This window comes from Nocardia sp. CC227C (assembly GCF_030767025.1).
Lineage (GTDB): Bacteria > Actinomycetota > Actinomycetes > Mycobacteriales > Mycobacteriaceae > Nocardia.
The window spans coordinates 480,881-505,437 of record NZ_JASITE010000003.1 but is presented as its reverse complement, the minus strand read 5'-3'; the positions used below and the strand labels follow the sequence as shown (position 1 = coordinate 505,437).

Annotated in this window: 28 protein-coding genes; 9 read left to right on the top strand and 19 right to left on the bottom strand. The window is 68.8% G+C overall.

Translation table 11 applies throughout. The features are described 5' to 3' along the window. Positions 1–46: 46 nt before the first annotated feature. Positions 47–1,474 carry an MFS transporter gene (locus tag QMO76_RS08170; RefSeq protein ID WP_306360567.1) on the top strand — a complete coding sequence of 476 codons (1,428 nt, stop codon included), beginning with the start codon at positions 47–49 and terminating at the stop codon, positions 1,472–1,474. On the opposite strand, the gene QMO76_RS08165 is transcribed toward QMO76_RS08170, so the two are convergent. Genes QMO76_RS08165 through QMO76_RS08155 form a run of 3 tightly spaced genes read right to left on the bottom strand, consistent with a single transcriptional unit; the run spans position 1,471 to position 3,387 of the window. Further along, complete coding sequence (locus QMO76_RS08165; RefSeq protein WP_306360566.1) at positions 1,471–2,115, bottom strand: Type 1 glutamine amidotransferase-like domain-containing protein; 645 nt, start codon at positions 2,113–2,115, stop codon at positions 1,471–1,473. The genes QMO76_RS08170 and QMO76_RS08165 overlap by 4 nt on opposite strands. A gap of 4 nt (positions 2,116–2,119) precedes the next feature. Next, positions 2,120–2,941 (bottom strand): maleylpyruvate isomerase family mycothiol-dependent enzyme, encoded by an 822-nt coding sequence (locus QMO76_RS08160; RefSeq protein ID WP_306360565.1) that lies wholly within the window; start codon positions 2,939–2,941, stop codon positions 2,120–2,122. Continuing rightward, positions 2,938–3,387, bottom strand: coding sequence for an HIT family protein (locus tag QMO76_RS08155; protein WP_029925716.1), 450 nt, complete (start codon positions 3,385–3,387; stop codon positions 2,938–2,940). Before QMO76_RS08155 ends, QMO76_RS08160 begins: the two co-directional genes overlap by 4 nt. A gap of 259 nt (positions 3,388–3,646) precedes the next feature. Here QMO76_RS08155 and QMO76_RS08150 point away from each other — a divergent pair, with 259 nt between their 5' ends. From QMO76_RS08150 to QMO76_RS08140, 3 genes are read left to right on the top strand one after another with little or no spacing between them, the layout of a single operon-like run. After that, entirely contained in the window at positions 3,647–4,765 is a 1,119-nt protein-coding gene (locus tag QMO76_RS08150) for a Re/Si-specific NAD(P)(+) transhydrogenase subunit alpha (RefSeq protein ID WP_306360564.1), read from the top strand. Continuing rightward, positions 4,765–5,064 (top strand): NAD(P) transhydrogenase subunit alpha, encoded by a 300-nt coding sequence (locus tag QMO76_RS08145; protein WP_306360563.1) that lies wholly within the window; start codon positions 4,765–4,767, stop codon positions 5,062–5,064. Before QMO76_RS08150 ends, QMO76_RS08145 begins: the two co-directional genes overlap by 1 nt. Positions 5,065–5,067: 3 nt before the next feature. Then, on the top strand, positions 5,068–6,486 hold the full coding sequence (locus QMO76_RS08140) for an NAD(P)(+) transhydrogenase (Re/Si-specific) subunit beta (RefSeq protein WP_306360562.1): 1,419 nt from the start codon (positions 5,068–5,070) through the stop codon (positions 6,484–6,486). A 266-nt stretch (positions 6,487–6,752) separates the two neighbouring features. Here QMO76_RS08140 and QMO76_RS08135 read toward each other — a convergent pair whose 3' ends face one another. Further along, on the bottom strand, positions 6,753–7,073 hold the full coding sequence (locus QMO76_RS08135; protein WP_306360561.1) for a co-chaperone GroES: 321 nt from the start codon (positions 7,071–7,073) through the stop codon (positions 6,753–6,755). Positions 7,074–7,231: 158 nt separating this feature from the next. Between QMO76_RS08135 and QMO76_RS08130 the strand changes: the two genes are divergently transcribed. Further along, positions 7,232–8,551 (top strand): FAD-binding oxidoreductase, encoded by a 1,320-nt coding sequence (locus QMO76_RS08130; protein ID WP_306360649.1) that lies wholly within the window; start codon positions 7,232–7,234, stop codon positions 8,549–8,551. A 52-nt stretch (positions 8,552–8,603) separates the two neighbouring features. Then, positions 8,604–8,894, top strand: coding sequence for a GNAT family N-acetyltransferase (locus QMO76_RS08125; protein WP_306360560.1), 291 nt, complete (start codon positions 8,604–8,606; stop codon positions 8,892–8,894). Positions 8,895–8,918: 24 nt separating this feature from the next. Here the strand turns inward: QMO76_RS08125 and QMO76_RS08120 are convergent, their stop codons facing one another. From QMO76_RS08120 to QMO76_RS08100, 5 genes are all read right to left on the bottom strand, one after another. Beyond that, positions 8,919–9,245 (bottom strand): hypothetical protein, encoded by a 327-nt coding sequence (locus QMO76_RS08120; RefSeq protein ID WP_306360559.1) that lies wholly within the window; start codon positions 9,243–9,245, stop codon positions 8,919–8,921. A 207-nt stretch (positions 9,246–9,452) separates the two neighbouring features. After that, on the bottom strand, positions 9,453–10,610 hold the full coding sequence (locus tag QMO76_RS08115; protein WP_306360558.1) for an acyl-CoA dehydrogenase: 1,158 nt from the start codon (positions 10,608–10,610) through the stop codon (positions 9,453–9,455). Positions 10,611–10,781: 171 nt separating this feature from the next. Further along, the gene (locus QMO76_RS08110; protein ID WP_306360557.1) at positions 10,782–11,528 is read right to left on the bottom strand and encodes a TetR family transcriptional regulator; all 747 of its coding nucleotides are present in this window, start codon (positions 11,526–11,528) and stop codon (positions 10,782–10,784) included. A gap of 53 nt (positions 11,529–11,581) precedes the next feature. Next, positions 11,582–12,097 carry a 5-(carboxyamino)imidazole ribonucleotide mutase gene (gene purE / locus QMO76_RS08105; RefSeq protein WP_306360556.1) on the bottom strand — a complete coding sequence of 172 codons (516 nt, stop codon included), beginning with the start codon at positions 12,095–12,097 and terminating at the stop codon, positions 11,582–11,584. Continuing rightward, the gene (locus QMO76_RS08100) at positions 12,090–13,313 is read right to left on the bottom strand and encodes a 5-(carboxyamino)imidazole ribonucleotide synthase (protein ID WP_306360555.1); all 1,224 of its coding nucleotides are present in this window, start codon (positions 13,311–13,313) and stop codon (positions 12,090–12,092) included. The genes purE and QMO76_RS08100 overlap by 8 nt, the downstream gene beginning before the upstream one ends. Positions 13,314–13,378: 65 nt before the next feature. On the opposite strand from QMO76_RS08100, the gene QMO76_RS08095 reads away from it, so the two are divergent. Continuing rightward, positions 13,379–13,921, top strand: coding sequence for a GtrA family protein (locus QMO76_RS08095; protein WP_306360554.1), 543 nt, complete (start codon positions 13,379–13,381; stop codon positions 13,919–13,921). On the opposite strand, the gene QMO76_RS08090 is transcribed toward QMO76_RS08095, so the two are convergent. From QMO76_RS08090 to QMO76_RS08080, 3 genes are all read right to left on the bottom strand, one after another. Beyond that, positions 13,918–15,225, bottom strand: coding sequence for a HAMP domain-containing sensor histidine kinase (locus tag QMO76_RS08090; RefSeq protein WP_306360648.1), 1,308 nt, complete (start codon positions 15,223–15,225; stop codon positions 13,918–13,920). The two genes, QMO76_RS08095 and QMO76_RS08090, sit on opposite strands and share 4 nt — an antisense overlap. Before the next feature lie 69 nt (positions 15,226–15,294). Beyond that, positions 15,295–15,972 (bottom strand): response regulator transcription factor, encoded by a 678-nt coding sequence (locus QMO76_RS08085; RefSeq protein WP_029925688.1) that lies wholly within the window; start codon positions 15,970–15,972, stop codon positions 15,295–15,297. A gap of 35 nt (positions 15,973–16,007) precedes the next feature. Beyond that, on the bottom strand, positions 16,008–16,532 hold the full coding sequence (locus QMO76_RS08080) for a PH domain-containing protein (protein ID WP_306360553.1): 525 nt from the start codon (positions 16,530–16,532) through the stop codon (positions 16,008–16,010). Positions 16,533–16,679: 147 nt separating this feature from the next. On the opposite strand from QMO76_RS08080, the gene QMO76_RS08075 reads away from it, so the two are divergent. After that, entirely contained in the window at positions 16,680–17,633 is a 954-nt protein-coding gene (locus QMO76_RS08075; RefSeq protein WP_306360552.1) for an acyl-ACP desaturase, read from the top strand. A 167-nt stretch (positions 17,634–17,800) separates the two neighbouring features. Here QMO76_RS08075 and QMO76_RS08070 read toward each other — a convergent pair whose 3' ends face one another. From QMO76_RS08070 to QMO76_RS08045, 6 genes are all read right to left on the bottom strand, one after another. Further along, entirely contained in the window at positions 17,801–18,598 is a 798-nt protein-coding gene (locus tag QMO76_RS08070) for a biotin--[acetyl-CoA-carboxylase] ligase (RefSeq protein WP_306360551.1), read from the bottom strand. Between the two features lie 44 nt (positions 18,599–18,642). Then, the gene (locus tag QMO76_RS08065) at positions 18,643–19,023 is read right to left on the bottom strand and encodes a hypothetical protein (protein ID WP_306360550.1); all 381 of its coding nucleotides are present in this window, start codon (positions 19,021–19,023) and stop codon (positions 18,643–18,645) included. 125 nt (positions 19,024–19,148) lie between these two features. Beyond that, the gene (locus QMO76_RS08060; protein ID WP_195145233.1) at positions 19,149–19,505 is read right to left on the bottom strand and encodes a hypothetical protein; all 357 of its coding nucleotides are present in this window, start codon (positions 19,503–19,505) and stop codon (positions 19,149–19,151) included. A 14-nt stretch (positions 19,506–19,519) separates the two neighbouring features. Next, entirely contained in the window at positions 19,520–19,918 is a 399-nt protein-coding gene (locus QMO76_RS08055) for a DUF1707 domain-containing protein (protein WP_306360549.1), read from the bottom strand. A 180-nt stretch (positions 19,919–20,098) separates the two neighbouring features. Further along, complete coding sequence (locus QMO76_RS08050; protein ID WP_306360547.1) at positions 20,099–21,901, bottom strand: acetyl/propionyl/methylcrotonyl-CoA carboxylase subunit alpha; 1,803 nt, start codon at positions 21,899–21,901, stop codon at positions 20,099–20,101. A gap of 135 nt (positions 21,902–22,036) precedes the next feature. Continuing rightward, a complete protein-coding gene (locus QMO76_RS08045) occupies positions 22,037–22,933 on the bottom strand; it encodes a sulfurtransferase (protein ID WP_306360546.1) in 897 nt (298 codons plus the stop codon). Between the two features lie 265 nt (positions 22,934–23,198). Here QMO76_RS08045 and QMO76_RS08040 point away from each other — a divergent pair, with 265 nt between their 5' ends. After that, positions 23,199–23,933, top strand: coding sequence for a metalloregulator ArsR/SmtB family transcription factor (locus tag QMO76_RS08040; RefSeq protein ID WP_306360545.1), 735 nt, complete (start codon positions 23,199–23,201; stop codon positions 23,931–23,933). Here QMO76_RS08040 and QMO76_RS08035 read toward each other — a convergent pair. Further along, a complete protein-coding gene (locus QMO76_RS08035) occupies positions 23,841–24,497 on the bottom strand; it encodes a nucleoside triphosphate pyrophosphatase (RefSeq protein WP_306360544.1) in 657 nt (218 codons plus the stop codon). The genes QMO76_RS08040 and QMO76_RS08035 overlap by 93 nt on opposite strands. Between the last annotated feature and the right edge of the window lie 60 nt (positions 24,498–24,557).

The window sequence follows — 24,557 nt, the reverse complement described above, 5'->3', positions numbered from 1 at the left end:
ACGAAATCCATTTACTTAATTTTGGTAAGTAATCCAAGGAATGCCCATGACTTCCACCGCCGTGGCCGCCGATACCGCCACCGGAAACGGCCCGCAGGCGCGCCTCGGCATGACGCTGCTCGCCCTGTGCGCCGCCGGTCTGGTGGTCTCGATCCAGCAGACCGTGGTGATTCCGCTGCTGCCGCGCATGATCGGCCAGCTGCACACCGACGTCTCCGGCGTCACCTGGCTGTTCACCGCGGCCCTGCTCACCGGCGCGGTCGCCACTCCCCTGCTGGCGCGCTTCGGTGACATGTTCGGCAAGAAGCGCATGGTCATGGTCGCCATGGGCCTGCTCATCATCGGCTCGGTGGTCTGCGCGCTGGCCGAGACGCTGGGCGTCTACATCGCGGGCCGCGCGCTACAGGGCACCTCGGCGGCCATGATCCCGCTGGCCATCGGCATCATCCGCGATACCTTCCCGCGCGAACGACTGGTCGGCGCGATCGGCGTCGTCAGCGGCACCATGGGCATCGGCGGCACGGTCGGCCTGCTGGTCACCGGCGTGATCGCCGACCGCACCACCGACCCGCACCCGGTGTTCTGGCTGACCGCCGCCCTCGGCGTGGCCGCCACCGTCCTGATCCAGTTCAGCGCCGAGAACAACGGCGTGCGCCACGGCGGCAGACCCGACTTCCTCGGGGCCGTCCTGCTGGCCGGGCTGCTGGTGAGCCTGCTGCTCGGCATCAGCCAGGGGCCGCGCTGGGGCTGGGCCTCCGGATCGGTGCTGGCGCTGTTCGCCGCCGCGGCGGCGCTGACCGTGATCTGGGTGCTGGTGGAGCTGAAGGTGAAGCAGCCGCTGGTGCGGTTGCAGCTGCTGGTCGGCCCGCAGTCGCTGTCGGCGAACCTCGCGTCGGCGCTGCTCGGATTCGCCCTGTTCGGATCGTTCACGCTCATCTCGAATTTCATCCAGACCCCGGCCGACCAGGTCGGCTACGGTCTGTCCGGTTCGGTGCTGGCGGTCGGCCTCTACGGCATTCCGAGCGCGGTGCTGATGACCTTCTTCTCCTTCCGCACCGGCCGCATCGCCGCCCGGATCGGGCCCGCCTACACCCTGGCCATCGGCGCGACCTTCGCGGGCCTGTCCATGGCCTGGCTGGCGGTGTTCCACGATCACGGGTATCACATGGTGATCTCGAATATCTTGCAGGGCACCGGCTTCGGCATCGGCTACGCGGCGCTCGGCACGCTGGCGGTGCAGCACGTGCCGATGAGCGAGAGCGGGATCGCCAGCGGCATCAACTCGCTGGTGCGCACGGCGGGCGGCAGTATCGCGGGGGCGGTCACCGCGTCCATTCTGTCGGCGCACGTCATCGCGGGCACCACGGTGCCGACGCTGGACGCCTATGTGGCGAGCTTCGCCATTCTGGCCGTCGGCGCGTTCCTCACGGCGGCCGTCGCGGTCGGGCACGGCCTGCGGCACCGGGGCGATTAGACAGCGCCGAGCACCTCGAGTCGCTCACCGTCGACGATCACGGCGTCGTCGTCGGTGAGCGCCCAGTGCGCGATACCGCCGATCCGGTACTCCTGGGACAGTTTTCGGCTCAACCCCTCGGGGTCGGTGGGGGAATCCAGATGCGGGACGATGCGGTGGTCGACCAGACCGAGTCCGTCCCACAGCACATCGCCGCCGCAGGCCGTGCGCACCTCGTCCGGATCGTCCATGGCTTCCAGACCGCGCAGGTCCGGGGTCATCACGCAGGCGCCCGCACTGTATCCGGCGTAGACGAGCACGTCCGCCTCCAGCAGCCGCCGGAGCGCGAGATCGGCACCGCTGCGGGCGAATTGGGCGCGCAGCACGAAGGTGTTGCCACCGCGCACCCACACCAGCGGAAATCCGGCGAGGGCCTCCTCGAGCTCCGCGGCGCGGCCCACGTAGTCGCGCAGGTCGACCACCTCGGGCTCGAATCCCGAGCGGCGCAGCGGAACCAGATCGCTGGTCACCGCGCTCGCCCACGCCGAGGGCCAGGCGTCACAGGCATTGGCGATCACCGCCGCCCGCCCCGGCGCGCCGACCAGCTCGAGCAGCCGGTCGTGGTGCGCCCCGAAGCGGTAGCTGGACAGGAACAGGCGCACGGAATCAGATGGTGAACGCCAGGCTGCGCGCCAGGCGTTCGCCGAGGTCGGTGTCACCGCTGAGCGCGATCTCGTCGGCGTGCGCCGCCGCGTCGGTGCGGCCCCCGCGCAGCCGGGCGAACAGGCCGGAGTCCAGGCCGACGACCACGGTGGCCGGACCGTCGAGTTCCTCGACCTGATGCGCCCGGCCGCCGTCCACCGCGAGGTGCACGGTATGCGGTGTGGCACCGCCGATCTCGAAGGTGATGCGCGCACCGTCGGGCGCACCGGCACCCTTCACCGCGGCACGGCCGAGACCCAGCACGAGTTCCGGGAAGGCCGACTCCGCGCGCGGGCCGCCCTCGTCCACCGCGACGCGCAGGCCGTCGGCGATATCGAGTTCGTGCATCCAGCAGTCGAAAACGCGCACCCGCATGAATCGGCCGTAGGGCACCATGCCCACCGGCGAGGGCACCGGCTCGGCCCAGGCCGCGTCGTCCATGGCGGTCAGGATCTTGCGGCGACGGTCGGTGACCTCGCGGTAGCGGACCATGAGCTCCGCGCCGGAGAGCGGGCGCAGCGATTCGATCCACTTCTCGTTGAGCGCGCCCACCTCGTTGCGGACGTGTTCGAGTCCGGTCACGTCCGCCTCGGGCGGCATCTCACCCAGCAGCATGGATTCGGTGCCGATGATGTGGGCGATCACGTCGAAGACCGTCCACCCGGGCAGCGACGACGCGGTGCGCCAGCCGCCCTCGTCGAGCCTGTCCACCAGGTGGGCGAGCGCGTCCCACTGATCGGATAGATCGGCGGTGATCCGTTCCCGGTCCGGCACGGTGTCGGTCATGCGTTGGTTTCCTTCTCCTCGTCGGCGAGCCGGTCCAATCCGGCGCGAATGGCCGCCGCGGTGCTGTCGCGGTCGTGTGGTCGCCGCAGCAGCAGGCCCTTGGCGAAGCTGAGTTTGTCCCCGCTGTGCCTGGGCACGACGTGCAGATGGACGTGATCGACCGTCTGGAAGGCGGCCTTGCCGTCATTGATCAGCAGATTCGCACCGTCCACCCGGAGATCGCTGCGTCGCATGGCCTTGGCGAGCCGGTGGCCGAAGGCGAACAGCCGCGCGCCGAGGGCCGGGTCGAGCTTGTCGAGGTCGCCGGAATGCCATTTCGGGATGACGAGCGTATGCCCCCGCGTGATGGGCCGGATATCGAGGAACGCCAGCAGGGTGTCGTCCTCGTGGATCTTGGTGGCGGGTGCGGTGCCCGCCACGATCCGGCAAAAGATGCAGCCACTCACCCCGCTGAGATTACGGCGTAAGAGTGAGCCGCGACACCCCCGGCCGCGAGCGCAGCGCGCTCACCTGCTGGCACACCCGAAAGTAAGCAACCTGCCTGGCAGGTGCGTACTTGCCGCTGGTCACCGCTCACCCCACACTGTGACAGCCATCTCCACTAAGCTCACCGCGAGCCGGGTATGGTTGCGAGAATTGCCTAGAACTTACCGCACAGTAAGTTCGCAGGCGGTCCGGCCTCACCACGAGAAGGAAGTTTGACAAGTGGACACAACGCAGAGCGCACAGCACGATGCGCCCCGCGGTGCGCGCGTCGGCGTGGTTCGTGAGACGAACACGGACGAACGACGCGTCGCATTGGTGCCGAAGATCATTCCGTCACTGCTGAAGCAGGGTGTGGAGGTGATCGTCGAGTCCGGTGCCGGGCTGGGCGCGCTCATTCCCGACGAACTGTATACCGAAGCGGGCGCGACCATCGGCGATCCGTGGAACGCGGATGTGATCGTCAAGGTCGCACCGCCCAATGACGCCGAGATCGCCAAACTGTCGTCCGGTCAGACCCTGATCGGCTTCCTGGCCCCGCGCAACGCCGACAACAAGATCGGCGCGCTGAAGGCCGCGGGTGTGCGGGCATTCGCGGTGGAAGCGATCCCGCGGATCTCCCGCGCCCAGGTGATGGACGCGCTGTCCTCCCAGGCGAACGTGGCCGGATACAAGGCCGTGCTGCTGGCCGCGTCGGAATCCACCCGCTTCTTCCCCATGCTGACCACCGCCGCGGGCACCGTGAAGCCCGCTACCGTGCTGGTGCTGGGCGTGGGCGTGGCCGGTCTCCAGGCCCTCGCCACCGCCAAGCGCCTCGGCGGGCGGACCACCGGCTACGACGTGCGGCCCGAGGTCGCCGACCAGGTGCGCTCGGTCGGCTCGCAGTGGCTGGACCTTGGCATCGACGCCGCCGGTGAGGGCGGGTACGCCCGCGAGCTCACCGATGCGGAGAAGGCCCAGCAGCAGCAGGCGCTCGAGGACGCCATCAAGGGCTTCGACGTGGTGATCACCACCGCGCTGGTGCCGGGCCGCCCCGCGCCGCGCCTGGTCACCGCCGCCGCCGTGGAGGGTATGAAGCCCGGCAGCGTCATCGTGGACCTGGCCGGTGAGACCGGCGGCAACTGCGAGCTGACCGAGCCCGGCAAGACCGTGGTGCGCCACGATGTCACCATCTGCTCGCCGCTGAACCTGCCCGCCACCATGCCGGAGCACGCCAGCGAGCTGTACTCCAAGAACATCTCCGCTCTCCTGGAACTCATGCTGAAAGACGGTGCGCTGCAACCAGATTTCGAGGACCAGGTGCTGGCGGATTCCTGCGTCACGCGTGAGGTCGATGCCTGATGTACACCGAACTCCTGGCGAATATCGCCATTCTCGTGTTGTCCGGATTCGTGGGCTTCGCGGTCATCTCCAAGGTGCCCAACACCCTGCACACCCCGCTCATGTCCGGCACCAACGCCATTCACGGCATCGTGGTGCTGGGTGCGCTGGTCGTGCTGGGCAAGGTGGAGGATCCCTCGATCGGGATGCAGATCATCCTGTTCGTCGCCGTCGTCTTCGGAACCCTGAACGTCATCGGCGGTTTCGTGGTGACCGACCGGATGCTCGGCATGTTCAAGGGCAAGAAGGCAGGTAAGTAAGCCATGGACAATCTGGTCAATATCCTCTACATCATCGCCTTCTCGCTGTTCATCTACGGCCTGATGGGCCTGACCGGCCCGAAGACGGCGGTGCGCGGCAACTGGATCGCCGCGGCCGGTATGGCCCTCGCCGTGGTGGCCACCCTCATCGCGGTGCGCGACACCGGCAACTGGATCATCATCGCCGCCGGTCTGATCGTCGGCGTGGTGCTGGGCGTGCCCCCAGCCAAATTCACCAAGATGACCGAGATGCCGCAGCTCGTCGCGGCCTTCAACGGTGTCGGCGGTGGCACCGTCGCCCTCATCGCCTGGGCGGAGTTCCTGGACACCAGCGGCTTCTCGAACTTCAAGCACGGCGAGGAACCGACCGTGCACATCGTGATCGGCTCGCTGTTCGCGGCCATCATCGGTTCGGTGTCGTTCTGGGGCTCGCTCATCGCCTTCGGCAAGCTGCAGGAGATCCTGCCCGGCAAGCCCATCGGCATCGGCCGACTACAGCAGCCGCTGAACCTGCTGCTGCTGGCCGGATCCATCGTGGCCGCGGTCGTCATCGGCATCTCCGCCGCCGACGGCGGCGCGTCGGGCTGGTGGATGGTCGCCGTGCTGGTGCTGGCGGGCGTGCTCGGCCTCATGGTGGTGCTGCCCATCGGCGGCGCGGACATGCCCGTGGTCATCTCGCTGCTCAACGCGCTGACCGGCCTGTCGGCCGCCGCCGCGGGTCTGGCGCTGAACAACACCGCCATGATCGTGGCGGGCATGATCGTCGGCGCGTCCGGCACCATCCTCACCAACCTCATGGCCAAGGCCATGAACCGGTCCATCCCCGCCATTGTCGCGGGCGGATTCGGCGGCGGCGGAACGACTCCCGGCGCTTCGGGCGGTGAGGCCAAGACGGCCAAGGCCACCAGCGCCGCCGATGCCGCCATCCAGATGGCCTACGCCAACCAGGTCATCGTGGTGCCCGGCTACGGCATGGCCGTGGCCCAGGCCCAGCACGCGGTCAAGGAGATGGCGGCCCTGCTCGAGGCCAAGGGCGTCGAGGTCAAATACGCCATCCACCCGGTCGCCGGTCGTATGCCCGGCCATATGAACGTGCTGCTGGCCGAGGCCGAGGTGTCCTACGACGCCATGAAGGAAATGGACGACATCAACGGCGAATTCGGCCGCACCGACGTCGCCCTGGTCATCGGCGCCAACGACGTCACCAACCCGGCCGCCCGCGAGGACACCTCCTCGCCCATCTACGGCATGCCGGTGCTCGACGTCGACAAGGCCAAGAGCGTCATCGTGCTCAAGCGCTCGATGAACTCCGGCTTCGCCGGTATCGACAACCCGCTGTTCTACGCCGACCACACCTCCATGCTGTTCGGCGACGCCAAGAAGTCCGTCGGTGAGGTCACCGAGGAACTGAAGGCGCTGTAGTAGGGCACGACGCCTCGGAAGGCCCGTATCCCCGGTGGGATACGGGCCTTCCGAGGTCAGGGGCGAACCCGGCGGCCGGCAGCCCGTCCACGGGCGCGTGCACGTAGAACTGCTCGGCCGCCAGCACGCCCCCGTCGCTGCTCGGGATCTGGGCGACCAGGTTGCGCACCTCCCGCGCGATGGCGAATGCTCGGTTAACAGTTGCCGAGAATGCGGCGAATCGGACGCAAGCGGTCGGTGCGCAAGAGGGCTGGCGGTACCGGCGGCTAGAGGTATAGACCGGTGCCGTGCTCCGGGCGCTCGTTCGCCACGGCGTGCAGGTCCCGTTCCCGCAGCACGTAGTACGCCTGCCCCTGGACCTCCACCTCGTACTGGTCCTCGGCCCCGAAGAGCACCTGGTCGCCGACGCTCACCGCGCGCACGTGCGAACCCACGCCGCACACCTCACCCCAGGACAGGCGCTTGGCGACCTGTGCGGTCGCCGGGATCAGAATGCCCCCGCTGCTGCGCCGCTCCCCAGCGTCCTGATTGATCTTGACCATGACGCGGTCGTGCAGCATTTGGATTTCGAGCTTGGGATCGGACACGGCCCGCAGTGTACTGCGCGACCGCCACCGGCCCGACGAGGAGCATGGACACCGGACCGGTTCCCCACTTCCGCGCGCCAACCACGTAGTTTTCCAGTGTGGACCCGCACAGCTCTGCCCCCGATCTCGACTCGCTACGCGCTCTGCTGCCCGACGGCATGGTGGTGACCGATCCCGACGTCCTCGGCGGCTACCGCCAGGACCGGGCCCTGGACCCCGACGCCGGAATCGCCCTGGCCCTCGTCCGCCCCACCGAGACCGCACAGGTGGCGGCGGTCATGCGCTGGGCACACGAACACCGGATTCCGGTGGTGCCGCGCGGCGCGGGCACCGGCCTGTCCGGCGGAGCCACCGCACAACACGGCGCGCTGTTGCTGAGCACCGAACGCATGCGGGAGATCACCGTCGACACCGTCACCCGCACCGCCGTGGCCCAACCCGGCCTGCTCAACGCCGAGGTGAAACGCGCCGCGGCCGACCACGGGCTGTGGTACCCGCCGGACCCGTCCTCATTCGAGATCTGCTCCATCGGCGGCAACGCCGCCACCAACGCCGGGGGCCTGTGCTGTGTGAAATACGGCGTCACCACCGACTACGTACTCGGCATGGAAGTCGTCCTCGCCGACGGCACCATCGCACGCCTGGGCGGACCCCGATTGAAGGACTCCGCCGGACTGTCGCTGACCAAGCTGTTCGTCGGCAGCGAGGGCACCCTCGGCATCATCACCGAACTCACCCTGCGGCTGCTGCCCGCCCAGCCGCCGCAGTCCACCGTGGTCGCCACCTTCCCCACCCTCACCGCCGCCACCGAGGCCATCCTCGCCATCACCGGCGCGCTGCGACCGTCCATGCTCGAATTCATGGACACCGTGGCCGTAAACGCCGTCGAGGACGAACTGCGCATGGGCCTGGACCGCGAAGCCGCCGGATTGCTGGTCGCCCGCTCCGACGCCCCCGGCGAGCACGCCGGACACGAAGCCGACATCATGCTCGCCGCCTGCGAGAAAGCCGGGGCCACCGAAGCCTTCCGCACCGACGACCCCGACGAGGGCGAAGCCTTCTGCGCGGCGCGCCGATTCGCCATCCCGGCGGTGGAACGCAAGGGCCCGCTGCTGCTCGAGGACGTCGGCGTTCCGCTGCCGCGTTTGGGCGACCTCGTCACGGGTATCGCCGATATCGCCGCCCGCCGACAGGTGCTGGTCTCGGTCATCGCGCACGCCGGCGACGGCAACACCCATCCGCTCATCGTCCACGACCCGAACAACCCCGACGAAACCGAGCGCGCACACCTGGCCTTCGGAGAGATCATGGACCTGGCCATCGGACTCGGCGGCACCATCACCGGCGAACACGGCGTCGGCCGCCTCAAGAAGGCATGGCTGCCCGACCAGGTCGGCCCCGAGGTCATGGACCTGACCCGCCGCATCAAGAACGCCCTCGACCCGCACGGCATCCTCAACCCCGGAGCCGTTCTCTAGCCCGTCCCGGGCCCGTCGGAACAATCCTCGTCACAAGGGAGTTCACTCGAACATGACCACCAGGCTCGAACACAATGTCGCGGCCACCCGCTACGAGATCTATCTCGACGACACCCTCGCGGGCTACGCCGACTACGCCGAACGCGTGGACGGCGACGTGCGGGTCCGCGATTTCCAGCACACGCTCACCTTCCCGGAATTCCGGGGACGCAAGGTCGCGGCACAGGTGGTGGAATACGCGCTACGTGATTCCCGCGAGGCGGGGTTCACCATTATTCCGACCTGCTGGTACGTGGAGAAGTTCATTGCCGAGAACCCGGACTACGCGGACCTGGTGGCGTAGGAATTCGCGAGGCGGGCGTCCGCGCTAATGGCGGTGACGGCGCGTCGCCGGTCGCCGCCACACCAGGAATTGGCGGTCGGTGGTGCTGACCATGGCCTCGACGACCTTCTCGTTGTCGAAGCCGGGTAGCGCCTGCAGTCGGGCCAGGAAGCCGGTGTCAGCCGCCGAATGCGGTACCACGCAACCTTTTCCGGACGCACTGATCAGTACGAAGAACACGTCCTCGGCGAACGGTCCGTCCGCCGTGGTGATGATCCTTACCTCCGACAGTTCCGTCCACGAAACCTCTTCCACTCGCCCGTTGTCCAACGTGCGCCGGACGAACCTGTCGTTGATTTCGACGCCGGCCATGGAACCATAGTGCTCCCCCCGCACCCGGCTGGACAGCCCTGAAATACAGCCCTTCCACCCGAAGGATAAAAAGGAAAACTCCGGCTAACCGCCCACTCCGCAGTCCAGCGGCGGGTCGGCCACCGGAGTTATCCCATGGCTACACAATGGATTTCACCTGCAAGCACGGGATCTCACCGGTGGGGTTGCGAAATCCCGCGCGGCGGCTCAGCGCAGGATGGCGCGCGACATCACCAGGCGCTGGATCTGGTTGGTGCCCTCATAGATCTGGGTGATCTTGGCGTCGCGCATCATCCGCTCCACCGGGAAGTCGGTGGTGTAGCCCGCGCCGCCGAAGAGCTGCACGGCGTTGGTGGTGACCTCCATGGCCACATCCGAGGCGAAGCACTTGGCGGCCGCGGAGATGAAGCCGAGGTTCTGCTCGCCGCGCTCGGCGCGGGCGGCGGAGGTGTAGACCATGAGGCGGGCGGCCTCCACCTTCATGGCCATATCGGCCAGCATGAACTGGGTGTTCTGGAAGTCGGCGATGGCCTTGCCGAACTGCTTGCGGTCCTTGGTGTAGGCGATGGCCGCGTCCAGCGCGCCCTGGGCCAGGCCGACCGCCTGCGCGCCGATGGTCGGGCGGGTGTGGTCCAGCGTCCGCAGGGCGGTCTTGAAGCCGGTGCCGGGCTCGCCGATGATGCGGTCACCCGGGATGCGGCAGTTCTCGAAGTACAGCTCGGCGGTGGGCGAACCCTTGATGCCCAGCTTGTGCTCCAGCGGGCCCACGACGAAGCCCTCGTCGTCGGAGTGCACCATGAACGCCGAGATGCCGTTCGCGCCCTTGTCCGGGTCGGTCACGGCCATGACGGTGTACCAGTCGGACTTGCCGCCGTTGGTGATCCAGCACTTGGAGCCGTTGATGACCCAATCGTCGCCGTCCTGGCGGGCGCGGGTGCGCATGGCGGCGGCGTCGGAACCGGCCTCGCGCTCGGACAGGCAGTAGGAGGCCATCTTGCCGTTGACCAGGTCGCCGAGCACCTTGTGCTTCAGCTCCTCGGAGCCGTTGAGGATCAGGCCCATGGTGCCCAGCTTGTTCACGGCCGGGATGAGCGAGGAGGAACCGCAGACGCGGGCGACCTCTTCGATCACGATGCAGGTGGCGACGGAGTCCGCGCCCTGGCCGCCGTAGGCCTCGGGCACGTGCACGGCGTTGAAGCCGGCGGCGTTGAGGGCGGTCAGCGCCTCCTCCGGGAAGCGGGCGTTGCCGTCGACGTCCTTGGCGTAGGGCGCGATCTCCTTCTCGGACAGGCCGCGAATGGCCTCGCGCAGCTCGTGGTGGAAGTCCTCGAGCTGGAACAGATTGAAGTCGGGGTTGCCCGCCATGAGTTCACTCCTGGTTCGTGGTTTCGGATCGCCGCTGCTCGCCAGCGCCATCTCCAAGCATCTCGGCACTCAGTGCCAACCGTCGCCGAGTATACGCCGCCAAATCGCGGCCACGTGCGGTTACTACCCCATCAGGTGGTGGCACGCAGTGTCAGATTCGACACGTGTGCATTAGTCCAGGTTATCCAGGCGACGGGCCAGCAGATCGGCGACCTGCCGGGGCGGCATGGTGCGCGGGAAGACGGCTAAGACCAACTGGTCGGATTCATCCACGGCGTCGCCGCCACCCCGGGGGATGGCATCGAGTGCCGCCCGCAGATCGGCCGGGCCGGCGTCGGACTCGCCGCGCACCATCCGGCGCAGCAGATAGTTGTGCGTCGCCGTCACCGCCGCCGTGAACTGCACCAGCGCCAGATCCGACTCCCCGCGCAGGCGCTCGCGCAGATAGTCGGTGAACAGCCGCTCGTAGCGGAACACCGTCACGATCTCGCGCTCCCGCAGCGCGGGCACCTGCCGCACCACGCGATAGCGCCGCGCCGCCAGGTCCCGCCACTGCGTGAAGCGCTCGAACACCCCGACGACCGCCGCGAGCACGCCCTCCCACGGATCGCCGTCCCACCCGGCCAGGAACTCCCGCGCCTGCGCCAGCTGTGATTCGTGATCGGCGAAGACCACATCCTCCTTGGCCCGGAACTGCCGGAAGAAGGTACGCCGCGAGATCCCCGCCGCCTCCGCGATCTCATCGACCGTCGTCGCCTCGTACCCCTTCTCGGCGAACAACCGCAACGCCTGGTCGACCACGGTCAGCCGGCGCGCGGTCGCGATGGCCGCCCCGCCGCGCGTTCTCGGCGCGGCGGCGCTCGCCTCGCGGGCCGGTGCTGCGCGGCCGCTGTCGGGCGTACCCCTGGAGTTACCCATACGGTCTCGAAATCAGCTGTCGCGGGGCGGGGTTCGAGACGGTGCTGCCGCGCTCATCCGAGCAACCGGGTGCGCAGGGCGTCGTCCTTCTCCAGGACCAGCTTCTCCAGATCGGCCTGGAACTGCTCCATGCGCACGCGCAGCGCCGGATCCGCGGCGGCCAGGATGCGCACCGCCAGCAGGCCCGCATTGCGCGCGCCGCCGACGGACACCGTGGCGACCGGCACGCCCGCGGGCATCTGCACGATCGACAGCAGCGAATCCATGCCGTCCAGGTACTTCAGCGGCACCGGGACGCCGATCACCGGCAGCGGGGTGGCCGAGGCGACCATGCCGGGCAGATGCGCCGCACCACCCGCGCCCGCGATGATCACCCGGAGGCCGCGCCCGGCCGCCTCCTTGGCATAGTCGAGCATGCGCTGCGGGGTGCGGTGCGCCGACACCACGCCGACCTCGAAGCGAATGCCGAACTCCGCCAGCGCTTCCGCGGCCGCCTGCATGGTCGGCCAGTCGGAGTCGGAGCCCATGATCAGGCCGACCTGCGGCGCGGTGCCCTCGGTATCACTCATGATGCGGATCCCATCCGTCGGTCCATACCGCGTGCGACATCCAGTGCGCCGCCCGCTCGGCCTGCTCGCGTGTGACGGCGACATCGTCGCCGAGGATATTGATGTGCCCGATCTTGCGGGCGGGCCGCTCGCCCTTGCCGTACAGGTGCACCCTGGCCTCGGGCATGCGGGCGAACAGGTGGTGCAGCCGCTCGTCCATGGACATGGCGGGGGCCTCGGGCGCGCCGAGGATGTTCGCCATCACCGTGACCGGGGCCAGCGGCGCGGTATCGCCCAGCGGATAGTCCAGCACCGCGCGCAGATGCTGTTCGAACTGTCCGGTGACCGCGCCGTCCATGCTCCAGTGCCCGCTGTTGTGCGGGCGCATGGCCAGCTCGTTCACCAGCAGCTCACCGGAGTGGGTCTCGAACAGCTCCACCGCCATCGCACCCGTGGTGCCGAGTTCGGCGGCCAGCCGCAGCGCCAGCGCCGACGCCTCGGTGGCCCGCTCCTCCGGCAGCTCCGGCGCGGGTGCGATCACCACGGCGCACTGGCCGTCGCGCTGCACGGTCTCCACCACCGGCCAGACCGCGGCCTGCCCGAACGGCGAGCGCGCCACCATGGCCGACAGCTCGCGCTTCAGATCCACCTTGGCCTCGGCCAGCAGGGCGACGCCGTGCGCCAGCTGGTCGTCCACGATGCGGGTGGTCTCGGCGGCGTCGGCGGGCATCCACACGCCGCGACCGTCGTAGCCGCCGCGCACCGCCTTCAGCACGAAGGGCCAGCCGTGCTCGTCGCCGAACGCGACGGCGTCGGCCGCCGACGCCACGGCGGTGAAGGCCGGGACCGGCACGCCCAGCTCCGCCAGCTTGCGGCGCATGGCCAGCTTGTCCTGGGCGTAGACGAGCGCGCCCGGCGGCGGCTGCACGTTCACGCCCTCCGCGATGAGCGCCTCCAGGTGCTCGGTGGGCACGTGCTCGTGATCGAAGGTCACCGCGTGCGAGCCGACCGCGGCCTTGCGTAGTGCGGCCAGGTCGGTGTGGGTGCCCAGCACCACCTCGGGGGTCACCTGCGCGGCCGGGTCGTCGGGCCGTTCGGCGAGAACTCGCAGCCGCTGCCCGAGCGCGACCGCCGCCTGATGGGTCATCCGCGCCAGCTGACCGCCACCGATCATGGTGACCGTGGGCATGGCCGAGGAATCGAAGGAACGTGCGCTCACGTTCGACAATATTGTCATGGTGCCCGGGGGCCCCGTGCCTGCGGGTTGCCGACCCGGTATCGCGGGCACGTAGACTCGGCCTCGTGTCATTTGTCGACGACGTGGTAAAAACGCTGCCCACACCGCTGCGGGATCTCGCGATCCGGCATCACGAACTGATCAAGTTCGCGATCGTGGGTGCCACCACGTTCATCATCGACAGCGGCATCTTCTACTTCCTGAAATTGACCATTCTGGAACCGAAGCCGGTCACCGCCAAGATCATCTCCGGGGTGATCGCGGTGATCGCGTCCTACATTCTCAATCGCGAATGGACGTTCGAGAATAGGGGCGGACGCGAGAAACACCACGAGGCGCTGCTGTTCTTCGCGGTCAGCGGTATCGGCGTGGTGCTGAGCTTCACACCGCTGTGGATCTCGCGGTACATGCTGCACCTGCAGGTGCCGAATATCAGCCTGACCGCCGAGAACATCACCGACTTCATCAGCGCCTTCATCATCGGCAATATCCTGCAGATGGTGTTCCGGTTCTGGGCCATGCGGCGCTGGGTGTTCCCCGACGAGATGCGCCAGATCGAAGCGGAACTCGAGGATCTGCTCGGCGAGGAACAGCTCGGCCACAGCTAACGCGGCTCCGGGGCCGCCTCGTTCTGCATGCGATTCGCGGCGGGCGCGCCCAGGAACACCGCGAACAGCGCCGGGCGGCGGCGCTGCAACTCCAGCCGGCCGCCGTCGGCCTCGATGAGGGCGCGGGCCAGCGCCAGTCCCACCCCCGTGGAACCACCCGCGGAGAACCCGCGGTCGAAGATGTGCGGTGCGAGTTCGTCGCGCACCCCGTGGCCCTCGTCGGCCACCTCCACGCACACCAGCGGCTCCCGGTCCCGCCCGCCCGTCACCGTGCGCACCGACACCGTGCAGGTGCCGCCGCCGTGCATGAGGGCATTGTCGACCAGCACCGCCACCGCCTCCCGCAACCGGGAACCGGTGATGGGCGCGCGCAGCGTCGGATCGCCCGCCAGCACCAGTTTGCGCCCCGCCTCCGCGAACGGATGCCGCCACTCCGACACCACCCCGCGCAGTTCGTCGATCACCGGCACCGGATCGCGCTCGGCCGCGCCCTCGTCGCGGGAGGCGCGCACCAGATCGTCGATGGCGTCGGTGAGGCGGTCCACCTGCGCCATGGCCTCCTCGGCCTCGTGCACCACATCCGGGTCCGAGTACTCCGACAGCTCGTCCAGGCGCAGGCGCACCGCGGTCAGGCGGCTGCGCAGCTGATGGGAGACATCGGCCACCAGGGCATGCTCGCGTTGCAGGCGGCCCGCGATCTCCACGGTCGCCGAATCCAGCACATCGGAGACCCGGTCCAGTTCGGTGATGCCGTGGCGGCGCGGATCGGCCCGGAAGTCGCCCATGGCCAGCCGGGCGGCCCGCGCCGCCACATCGCGCAGCGGATCGGCCACCCGGCGCGCCGTCACCGTGGCCACCGCGATACCCGCGCCGAGTGAAAGCAGCACCAGGCCCGCCACCGCGCCGAGCGCCTTGCGTTGCATCGAATGCATCGGGGCGGCAGGGGTTTCCAGACGCAGCGACACCGAGGTGCCCATGGACAGCGACTCCACGATGGCATCGTCGACGTGTTCGACGCCGACGTCGACGCGGTGCGCGACGGTCTGCTCGGTCGGATAGATGATGGTCAACCGGCCACCGGCCGGGATGAGCGGGCGCACCGAGCGCAGATCCAGCTCACCGTGCACCAGACCGTTCGGTTCCTGCGCGATCACCTCCGTGGAAATGCGTTCGAGGCGGCCGCGCAGATCGTTGCGGGTCATGTCCTCCACCCACTGCCACGCCGTATAGGCCAGGGGGACGCCGAGCACCAGTGTGGTCAAGGTCAGCGCGGCCACCATGGACATGAGAATTCTGCGCCGCATCGTCGACATGCCTCGCTTCACTGGGGGCTGCTCGGTGGTGCGCGCCTGCGCACGAACCAGGCTGTTCACCTAGTCGGTATTGAAGCGGAAGCCTACGCCGCGCACCGTCACGATTCGGCGTTCGGCCACCGGCCCCTCGTCGCCGATCTTGCGGCGCAGCCACGACATGTGCATGTCCAGGGTCTTGGACCCGCGCAGATCCGCGTCACCCCACACCTCGCGCAGGATTGTCTCGCGCGGCACCACCTGCCCGGCTCGGTCGATCAGCACCTTGAGCAGCTCGTACTCCTTGTTCGCGAGATTCACCTCCACCCCGTTCACCAGCACCCGGCGCGCGGCGGGCTCCAGCCGGATGCCGCCCACCTCCACCGCCTCGTCCCCGATTCCGCTGCGGCGCAACAGCGCCCGCACCCGGGCCAGGAGTTCGGCCAGCCGGAAGGGCTTGCCCACGTAGTCGTCGGCGCCCGCGTCCAGGCCCACCACGAAATCGACCTCGTCGGTGCGGGCGGTGAGCATGAGCACCGCCAGATCCGCGCCGCGCGCCCGCACCTGCCGACACACCTCGAGGCCGTCCATACCGGGTAACCCGAGATCGAGGATCAACAGGTCGTGCTCGCCCTCCAGGGCACGCTGCAGGACCGCGGGGCCGAAGCTCTCCACGGTCACCGAATAACCCTCACGCCCCAGCGCCCGCGACAGCGGTGCGGCGATGGCCTCGTCGTCTTCGGCCAGCAGTACGGCGGTCACGGACCAAGACTACGGGTAGAACCGCGCCGAACGCGCTAACGACCGTTGCCGTTGCGCGGGTCCTGTTGCACCACATCGAAAACCTGGTGATACACCAGCCCGTGCACCTGCTGCACCCGCGGGATGTCGGTGAACTCGAGCGGCTCCTCCGAGGCCGAGGTGATGGTCAGGGTGCCCGCCCCCAGCAGCCGGTCGGTCAGGCCGTGACTGAACTGCACACTCGAGATACGCGTCATCGGGATGTCGATGCCGGTGTGGGTGAGCACGCCCTCCCGGACCAGAACCCGGCGATCGGTGACGATGAAATGCGTGGTTCGCCAAGCGATCAGGGGGACGATGCACCACCAGATCACCAGCAGCGCCCACGCCACCGGCACCGCGATCATGAACCCGGTGCGCAGAATCCCCAGTGGAGCGCGCGAGGCCAGGCCGAAGCCGAAACCGGCCAGCGCCGTCACGAAGATGAAAGCCACTGCGGGTAGGAACAGCATTTTCCAGTGCGGATGCCGATGCAGCAGCAGCTGTTCGTCCGGCGCCAGCGCTTCCTCCGGGTAAGCCATACCGGCAGATTACCCCGGAAGGATGCTTCGAATACCGCACGCGGGACGTTGTTCTGCGGCACAATCGTTCGGCTGTAGGGGGAACCATCAGCTAGTCCCGCGCATGTGCACAGTCCTGCTCCACCCCGCAAGACACAGGAGGCGTGTGTGACCAAGGATCTGACCCAGCTCGAAATACTCATAGCGCTCGAACCGGTCGCCGAACAGAACCTGAACCGGCATCTGTCGATGGCGAAGGACTGGCACCCCCACGACTACGTGCCTTGGGACGAGGGGCGCAACTTCGCCGCCATGGGCGGTGTGGACTGGGATCCGGAGCAGTCCAAGCTCAGCGAGGTCGCCAAGGTCGCCATGGTCACCAACCTGCTCACCGAGGACAATCTGCCCTCCTACCACCGGGAGATCTCCGAGAACTTCTCCATGGACGGCGCCTGGGGCACCTGGGTCGGGCGGTGGACCGCCGAGGAGAACCGCCACGGCATCGTGATCCGCGACTACCTGGTGGTCACCCGCGGCGTCGATCCGGTCGCGCTGGAGCAGGCGCGCATGGTGCACATGACCAACGGGGCCAAGTCACCCGCCGAATGGGGCGGCTTCCTCGACAATGTCGCCTATGTGACCTTCCAGGAGCTGGCCACCCGCGTCTCGCACCGCAATACCGGCCGGGTGTGCGAGGACCCCGTCGCCGACCGCATGCTGCAGCGCATCGCGGCCGACGAGAACCTGCACATGATCTTCTATCGCATCCTGTGCGGGGCCGGACTGGATCTGGTGCCGGATCAGGCCATCACGGCGATCACCAAGGTGCTCACCAACTTCGTGATGCCCGGCTACGGCATGCCCAACTTCCGGCGCAACGGCGTGCTCATGGCCAAGCACGGCATCTACGATCTGCGCCAACACCTCGACGAAGTGGTCAAGCCGGTGCTGAAGCAGTGGAACATCTTCGAGCGCAACGACTTCGGGACGCGCGGCGAACAGGCGCGCGAACAGCTCGGCAGCTGGCTGGAGAAGATGGAGGCCGATGTGCTCAAGTTCGAGGAGCAGCGCGACCGGCTGCTCGCGCGCGAGGCGGCACGCGGCCAACTGCAACCCGCCTGAGCGTTTCCGGTGCCTCGCCGCCGACCCTCCCGTCGGCGGCGCTTCGAACGCGAGGCCCGCGCCGCGGCCCGCCCGCCCGGGCCGCACGTGGCGCGGCCGCACACCTTCGGGGAGCCGGAGGGGCGGCTGTCCATCGAGACCGGCCGCATCGACGGGGGGGCGGTGAATCAGGCGGGGCGCAAGTGGGTGACGTCGCCCGCGGTGACGGCCCGATCATCGATGAGCAGGCGGCCGTGGTCGTCGATATCGGTGGCGGTGCCGGTGAGCACCTGTCCGTTGGGGAGTTCGGCGCGAACCTGCGCGCCCAGGGTGGCGCAGTGCCGACGGTAGGCGGCGGCGAGGTCGGTGACCGACCAGTTCGCGGCGCGCCAGGCGGTGAAGCGGCGGGCGAATTCGCCGAGGATGGCCAGGGCCAGGTCGGTGCGGTCGGTGTCGGCCGCGCCCAGCAGCCCCAGCGAGGTGGCGTGCGGCACCGGGAGTTCGGCCTCGGCGAGACTCACGTTCAGGCCGATGCCCATCACCACGGCGGGATCGGGCGCGCTCGCCGCCACCTCGGCCAGAATGCCGGACAGCTTGCGCCCGTCGACCAGCACGTCGTTCGGCCACTTCAGCGCGGCGTCGACACCCGCGACCTCGCGCACGGCATCCACCACCGCCATCCCGGTCAGCAACGGCAGCCAGCCCAGCACCTCCGGATCGATCCCCGGCAACCGCACCAGGATCGACATGGCGATCTGCGCCCGCGCCGGACTCACCCACGCCCGCTCGTGCCGCCCGCGCCCCCGCTCCTGTGCCTCCGCGAGCAATACCACCCGGTCCACCCCCGGGTCCGCCGCCCGCGCGACCAGATCCGCATTGGTCGAGCCGGTCGACTCCACCACCTCGACCCCGGTGAAGAACTGCAACTCCGCCGCCCCGGCGATCTCCCGCCGCAGCCGCTCCACATCCAAAGGCGCCCTGTCCATGCCCGGCACGCTACTCCCCCACCGCCACCGCGCCACCGCCTCGGTCAGCCGCGCCGGATCACCGGCGCGCGCTCGAGAACCACCCGTCGACCACATCTGGTCGCCGACGCGGAGCGCGGGCCGAATGCCGCCGACGCATCGACGGCCGCACCACCCGCAGCAGGGGTCGCGCGCGCCGGGGAACGGTGACCGTTCGACTCACGGCCGACCGCACCCCGGCCGCTGGGCTCGCCGGTGAGGTCCGGCCGGGCACGGTGGCCTTCGGCGGGCGCGGACTCGGTGCGCCGCGGTTCGATCCAGAGTTCGGGATCGGTGACGGTCGGTTTCGGTGTGCGGGTCCGCCGGCTCGTCCAGCTCGCCGCGGCCGCGCGTTCGGCGTGGTGTTCGCTCCAGCCCCACATGTGCGTCTCCGCTCGGCTCGACATCGGGTGGTGATTCGAGAGTCTCACCGCGGTGGGGCCGCGCACGAGCGAATATTCTCGTCCGGATGGGTGAATACGCAGGTGGAGTAGGGATTTTCGACTATCGGAAAGCGTCCGGGCCCGACTCGTCAGCGGTCGACGGGGACGTCGCGGGGTTCGAGGCCGAGAGCGCCCTGCACGAATCGCCGGACCGCGGTGCGGCCGTCGGCGAGGGCGGTGTCGTAGCCGTCGCGGGCCCAGCCGGAGATGACGGCGGTGCCGTCGCCCTCGGGCGTCGCGCCGATCTCGGCGACCATCTCGGCGGTGGTGGGCACGCACACCGCCCAGGAGAAGTGCGTCTCGTCGTCCCATTCCAGCGCCCGCCGCACCACGTAGTCCGGGTCGGTGATGCCGCCATCGGCCAGCGCGGGCCGGTCGTCGATGCGCTCATCGGCGCGCAGGGCGCGCAGATACCAGCCGCCCGCGTTGATCTCGATGGGTTCCATACAGCCTTCCGTCGTCAGTGCCAGCGACCGTGCCCGTGCCCGTTCCGATGTCCGCGACGATCCCCGAACAGCAGCGCACCCGCCAGCGGAATGGCGAGGAAGAACCACCACTGCTGGGTCACGAGAAACAGGATCAGCGCGAGAATCGTGACCACCGGCATCGCCCGCTGCGCAACCCCCGCGGGCAACCGGAATCCGCGTTCGGCCGGTACCGGCTTCTCCAGCGACACCGGCGCGGGCAGATCCGTGAACACCTGCTCGACATCGCCCCGCGTCACCGCCGCCGCCACGATCGCACTGCGCTCGTCGAATTCGGCCACGCTCAACCGCCCGGCGGCGAAGTGGTCCGACAACCGTTTCATGGCTTCCTCGCGCTCCGCGGTGCCGATTCGAATGTCGGGAGGTTCAGCCATATCTCGACGATAGCGCGCTCGTTCGGCCGGTACGTCCGCCGCGACGCGTAGACCGCCGCCCGTGCCGACGCGTACCCCCGGCCGGTCCGGGACACCCGGCCGAACAGCCGATGGGCCGCTCACCACGGTGAGCGGCCCATCGGCCGAATCACTTGCCGGACCACGGTATCCGGCGCGAGTTCACTTGATCTCGGCGAGCACGGTGCCCTGGGTGATGGCCGCACCGGCCTCCACCGCCAGACCGGTGATGACACCGGCCTTGTGCGCGGTCACCGGGTTCTCCATCTTCATGGCCTCGAGCACCACCACCAGGTCACCGGCCTCGACCGACTGGCCCTCCTCGACGGCGACCTTGACCACGGTGCCCTGCATGGGCGCGGTCACGGCGTCACCGGAGGCGGCCCCGCCACCGGCCCCGCCACGCTTGCGCGGCTTCGGCTTCTTGCGGATGACGCCCGCGCCGTTGCCGCCGCCACCGGTCGCGGCCGCGCCGACGGTGAACTGACCGGGCAGCGACACCTCCAGACGACGGCCGCCGACCTCGACGACCACCTTCTGCCGGGGCTCCTCGTCGTCCGCCTCGATGGGCTGGCCGCCGGTGTAGGGCTCGATGGGGTTGTCCCACTCGTTCTCGATCCACTTGGTGTAGACGTCGAACTTGGTGCCGTCGCCGACGAAGGCCGGGTTCTCCACGATGTGGCGGTGGAACGGGATGACGGTGGCCAGGCCCTCGACCTGGTATTCGGCCAGGGCGCGGCGGGCGCGCTGCAATGCCTGCTCGCGGTTCTCGCCGGTGACGATGAGCTTGGCGAGCATGGAGTCGAACTGGCCGCCGATGACGCTGCCCTCGACCACGCCGGAATCCATCCGCACGCCGGGGCCGGTCGGCTCCTTGTACACGGTGACCGGGCCGGGGGCGGGCAGGAAGTTGCGGCCCGCGTCCTCGCCGTTGATGCGGAATTCGAAGGAGTGTCCGCGCGGGGTCGGATCCTCCTTGATGGACAGCTCGTGGCCCTCGGCGATGCGGAACTGCTGGCGCACCAGGTCGATGCCCGCGGTCTCCTCGGTGACCGGGTGCTCGACCTGGAGGCGGGTGTTCACCTCGAGGAAGGACACGGTCTCGCCCTGCACCAGGTACTCCACGGTGCCGGCGCCGTAGTACCCGGCCTCCTTGCAGATCCGCTTGGCGGACTCGTGGATCTGGGCGCGCACCTCGTCGGAGAGGAACGGCGCGGGGGCCTCCTCGACCAGCTTCTGGAAGCGGCGCTGCAGCGAGCAGTCGCGGGTGCCCGCGACCACCACGTTGCCGTGCTTGTCGGCGATGACCTGGGCCTCGACGTGGCGGGCCTTGTCCAGGTACTGCTCCACGAAGCACTCACCGCGGCCGAAGGCGGCGGTGGCCTCGCGCACGGCGGAGTCGAACAGCTCCGGGATCTCCTCGATGGTGTGCGCGACCTTCATGCCGCGGCCGCCACCGCCGAAGGCGGCCTTGATGGCCACCGGAACGCCGTACTGCTCGGCGAACGCGACGACTTCCTGCGCGTCCTTGACGGGGTCCTTGGTGCCCGCGGCCATGGGGGCCTGCGCGCGCTCGGCGATGTGCCGCGCGGTGACCTTGTCGCCCAGATCGCGAATGGACTGCGGGGAGGGTCCGATCCAGATGAGGCCGGCGTCGAGCACGGCCTGGGCGAAATCGGCGTTCTCCGACAGGAAGCCGTAGCCGGGGTGGATCGCGTCGGCGCCGGACTTGGCGGCGGCATCGAGGATCTTGTCGAACACCAGGTACGACTCGGCCGAGGTCTGACCACCCAGTGCGAATGCCTCGTCGGCGAGCTTCACGAACGGCGCGTCGGCGTCCGGCTCGGCGTACACGGCGACGCTGGCGATCCCCGCGTCCTTGGCAGCCCGGATCACGCGCACGGCGATCTCGCCTCGATTGGCTACGAGGACCTTCGTGATCTGCGCGTTGGCATGGTTGGGCACTGAGCCTCCTGTGCTGGAGAAATCTTTCGTCTTGGGCAGTGTAGGCAGTCTGCCAACAACCACCGAGTCGGGATAGGGCTACCGAGGAGTAGGCCCGAAGAGTGGCCGATGCGACACTCTACAACGCCGTGCGCGCTACCTGCGCGCGGCGATCTCGGGTGCGGCACCGGGCTCGGCTCCCATGACGATCGGCATTCCGACCGCATTACCCCATTCGGTCCAGGAGCCGTCATAGTTACGCACCCCCTCGATACCGAGCAGGAAGGTGAGCACGAACCAGGTGTGCGCGGACCGCTCGCCCACCCGGCCGTAGACGATCGGCGCCGTGCCGACCGCACCGTAGACGACCTCGAGTTCGGCCCGGGGCCGGAAGCGCGAATCGGGGCCGACTGCGGTCGTCCACGGGATATTGACCGCCGTGGGGATGTGTCCGCCGCGCAGCGCGCGTTCCAGTTCGTGGTCGGTGAGCAGGGTGTGCTCGCCCGTGTACTCGGCCAGCGGCCGCACATCCACCAGCGATCGACCCAGTTGGTCCACCACGTCCTCGCGGAACGCCCGCGCCGTGCGGTCGTCGCGGTCCACCTTCGGGTAATCGCCCGCCCCGGCGAAGGGCACCTCGAAGGTGGTCTCGCGCGCCTCGGAGATCCAGGCGTCGCGGCCGCCGTCGAGCAGTCGCACATCCCGATGCCCGTACAGGTGCATGGTCCAGACCGTGGCCGCCGCCGTGCCGTTGCCCTTGTCCCCGTACACGACCACGGTGTCGTCGCGTTCGATGCCCTTGATGCGCATGAGTTCGGCGAACCGTTCCGCGTTCACGACATCCCGGGTGAGCGGGTCGACGAGCTCGGTTCGCCAATCGATCTTGATGGCGCCCGGGACGTGACCGATGTCGTACAGGAGGATGTCCTCATTGGTCTCGATGATCTTGAGTCCCGGCGCGCCGATGTTTGCCGACAGCCATTCTGTGGTTACTAGTCGGTGAGGATATGCGTATGTGCCGAACGAGGGATTCGGGTCCGCGGCGACGGGCAAGGTGTCGGTCCTTCACGCTCGGTGGGTAAGTTGTGGCGGTTGAAGATCTCTGCACCGATCGTAAGCGGGTAGCGGTAACGAAACTCGTTTCAGATCACGAATCAGATGATTGAGCGAATAAAGCGCAGCTTCATCCGATAAAGTCTCCTGGGAGGAGGGGTGAGCTATGTCCGATTCTTGGCCACGACGGCGTCTGCTCGCGATCCTACGTGGCGCCAGCGAGCCTCTCGACGCACAGGAACTCGCCCGAGTCACCGGCCAGCATGTGACTACGGTTCGTTTCCACTTGGACGTGCTCACCCGCGAGTCGCTCGTACGCCAATTCCAGCAGCCGCCGCGCGGCCGCGGACGCCCGCGCATCGGTTACGCCGCCGTACAGCGATCGGTGGGTTACCAGGAACTCGCGCAGGTACTGGCCGATCAGCTGGGCACCGATCCCCGGCGGCGCTCCGACGCCGCCGTGGCGGCGGGCCGGGTGTGGGGCGCGAAAATGGAGTCGGTCGATCAGCCCGTCGAAACCCTCGACGACGCCAAGGACCTCACCATCACCCTCGCCTCCGAACTCGGTTTCGCACCCGAACGCGATCCGAGCAGCGAGACCGACGAACAGGCCATGGTCCGGCTCACCGCCTGCCCGCTGCGCGAGCTCGCGCGCACGCATTCGGAAGTGGTGTGCGGCGTGCACCTGGGTCTCATGCGTGAAGTACTGGACCGCAACGGCGCTCGCGACCACGTGCAGGTGCGGCTGCACCCGTTCGTGGAGCCCGAGCTCTGCGTGGCACGCCTGGAGCTGCTGAAACCCCCTGCGGCCGAACCCGTTCCGGCCGCCGCCGCGGAGGAGCCGACGAAGGACGTCGACGGGGTGGAGCCGCGCCTGGCCCCGGCCACCGGCCGGGTGGCGCCGCAGTTACGCAGTGTCGATCCCCAGCTCCGCGGGACCGACCCACAGCTCCGCAATACCGACCCCCACCTCGGCAAGCAGTCGACGAACCAGCGGTAGCCCGATACCGATGACGCTGGACGGATCACCCTCGATCCGTTCCACGAACCAGCCGCCCCGACCGTCCAGGGTGAACGCTCCGGCCACCTGCAACGGCTCCCCCGACGCCAGATACGCCTCCAGCGCCTCGGGTTCGGGTTTGGCGAAATGCACTGTGGTGCCGCTGCAATCGGCGGACTCGGCGACGATCTCACCGGCACGCAGGCGCAGCACGCAGTGCCCGGTGAGCAGATCCGCGGCGCGCCCGGCCATCTCGGCCCAGCGCGCCCGCGCCACCTCGACGGTCATCGGCTTGCCCTGTAGCTCGCCGTCGATCAGCAGCATCGAATCGCAACCCACCACAACGGAATCGGCGAAGGCGACGGGGTCGAGCGTGGCGGCTACGGCGCGCGCCTTGGCCCGCGCCAGTTCGACCACCACCCGTTCCGGGGTGGCGCTGTCGGGCAGTGCGGCGGCGACCGCGTCCTCGTCGACGTTCGACACCCGGACCACGGGCTCGATGCCCGCGTTACGCAGTACGCCGAGCCGGGCCGGGGACGCGGAGGCCAGTACGAAAACGGTCACGGCGCTCAGTATCGCAGCAGGCGCGTTCGGCGCCGCGCGTGGTCGCGCGGAAGCCGTCGC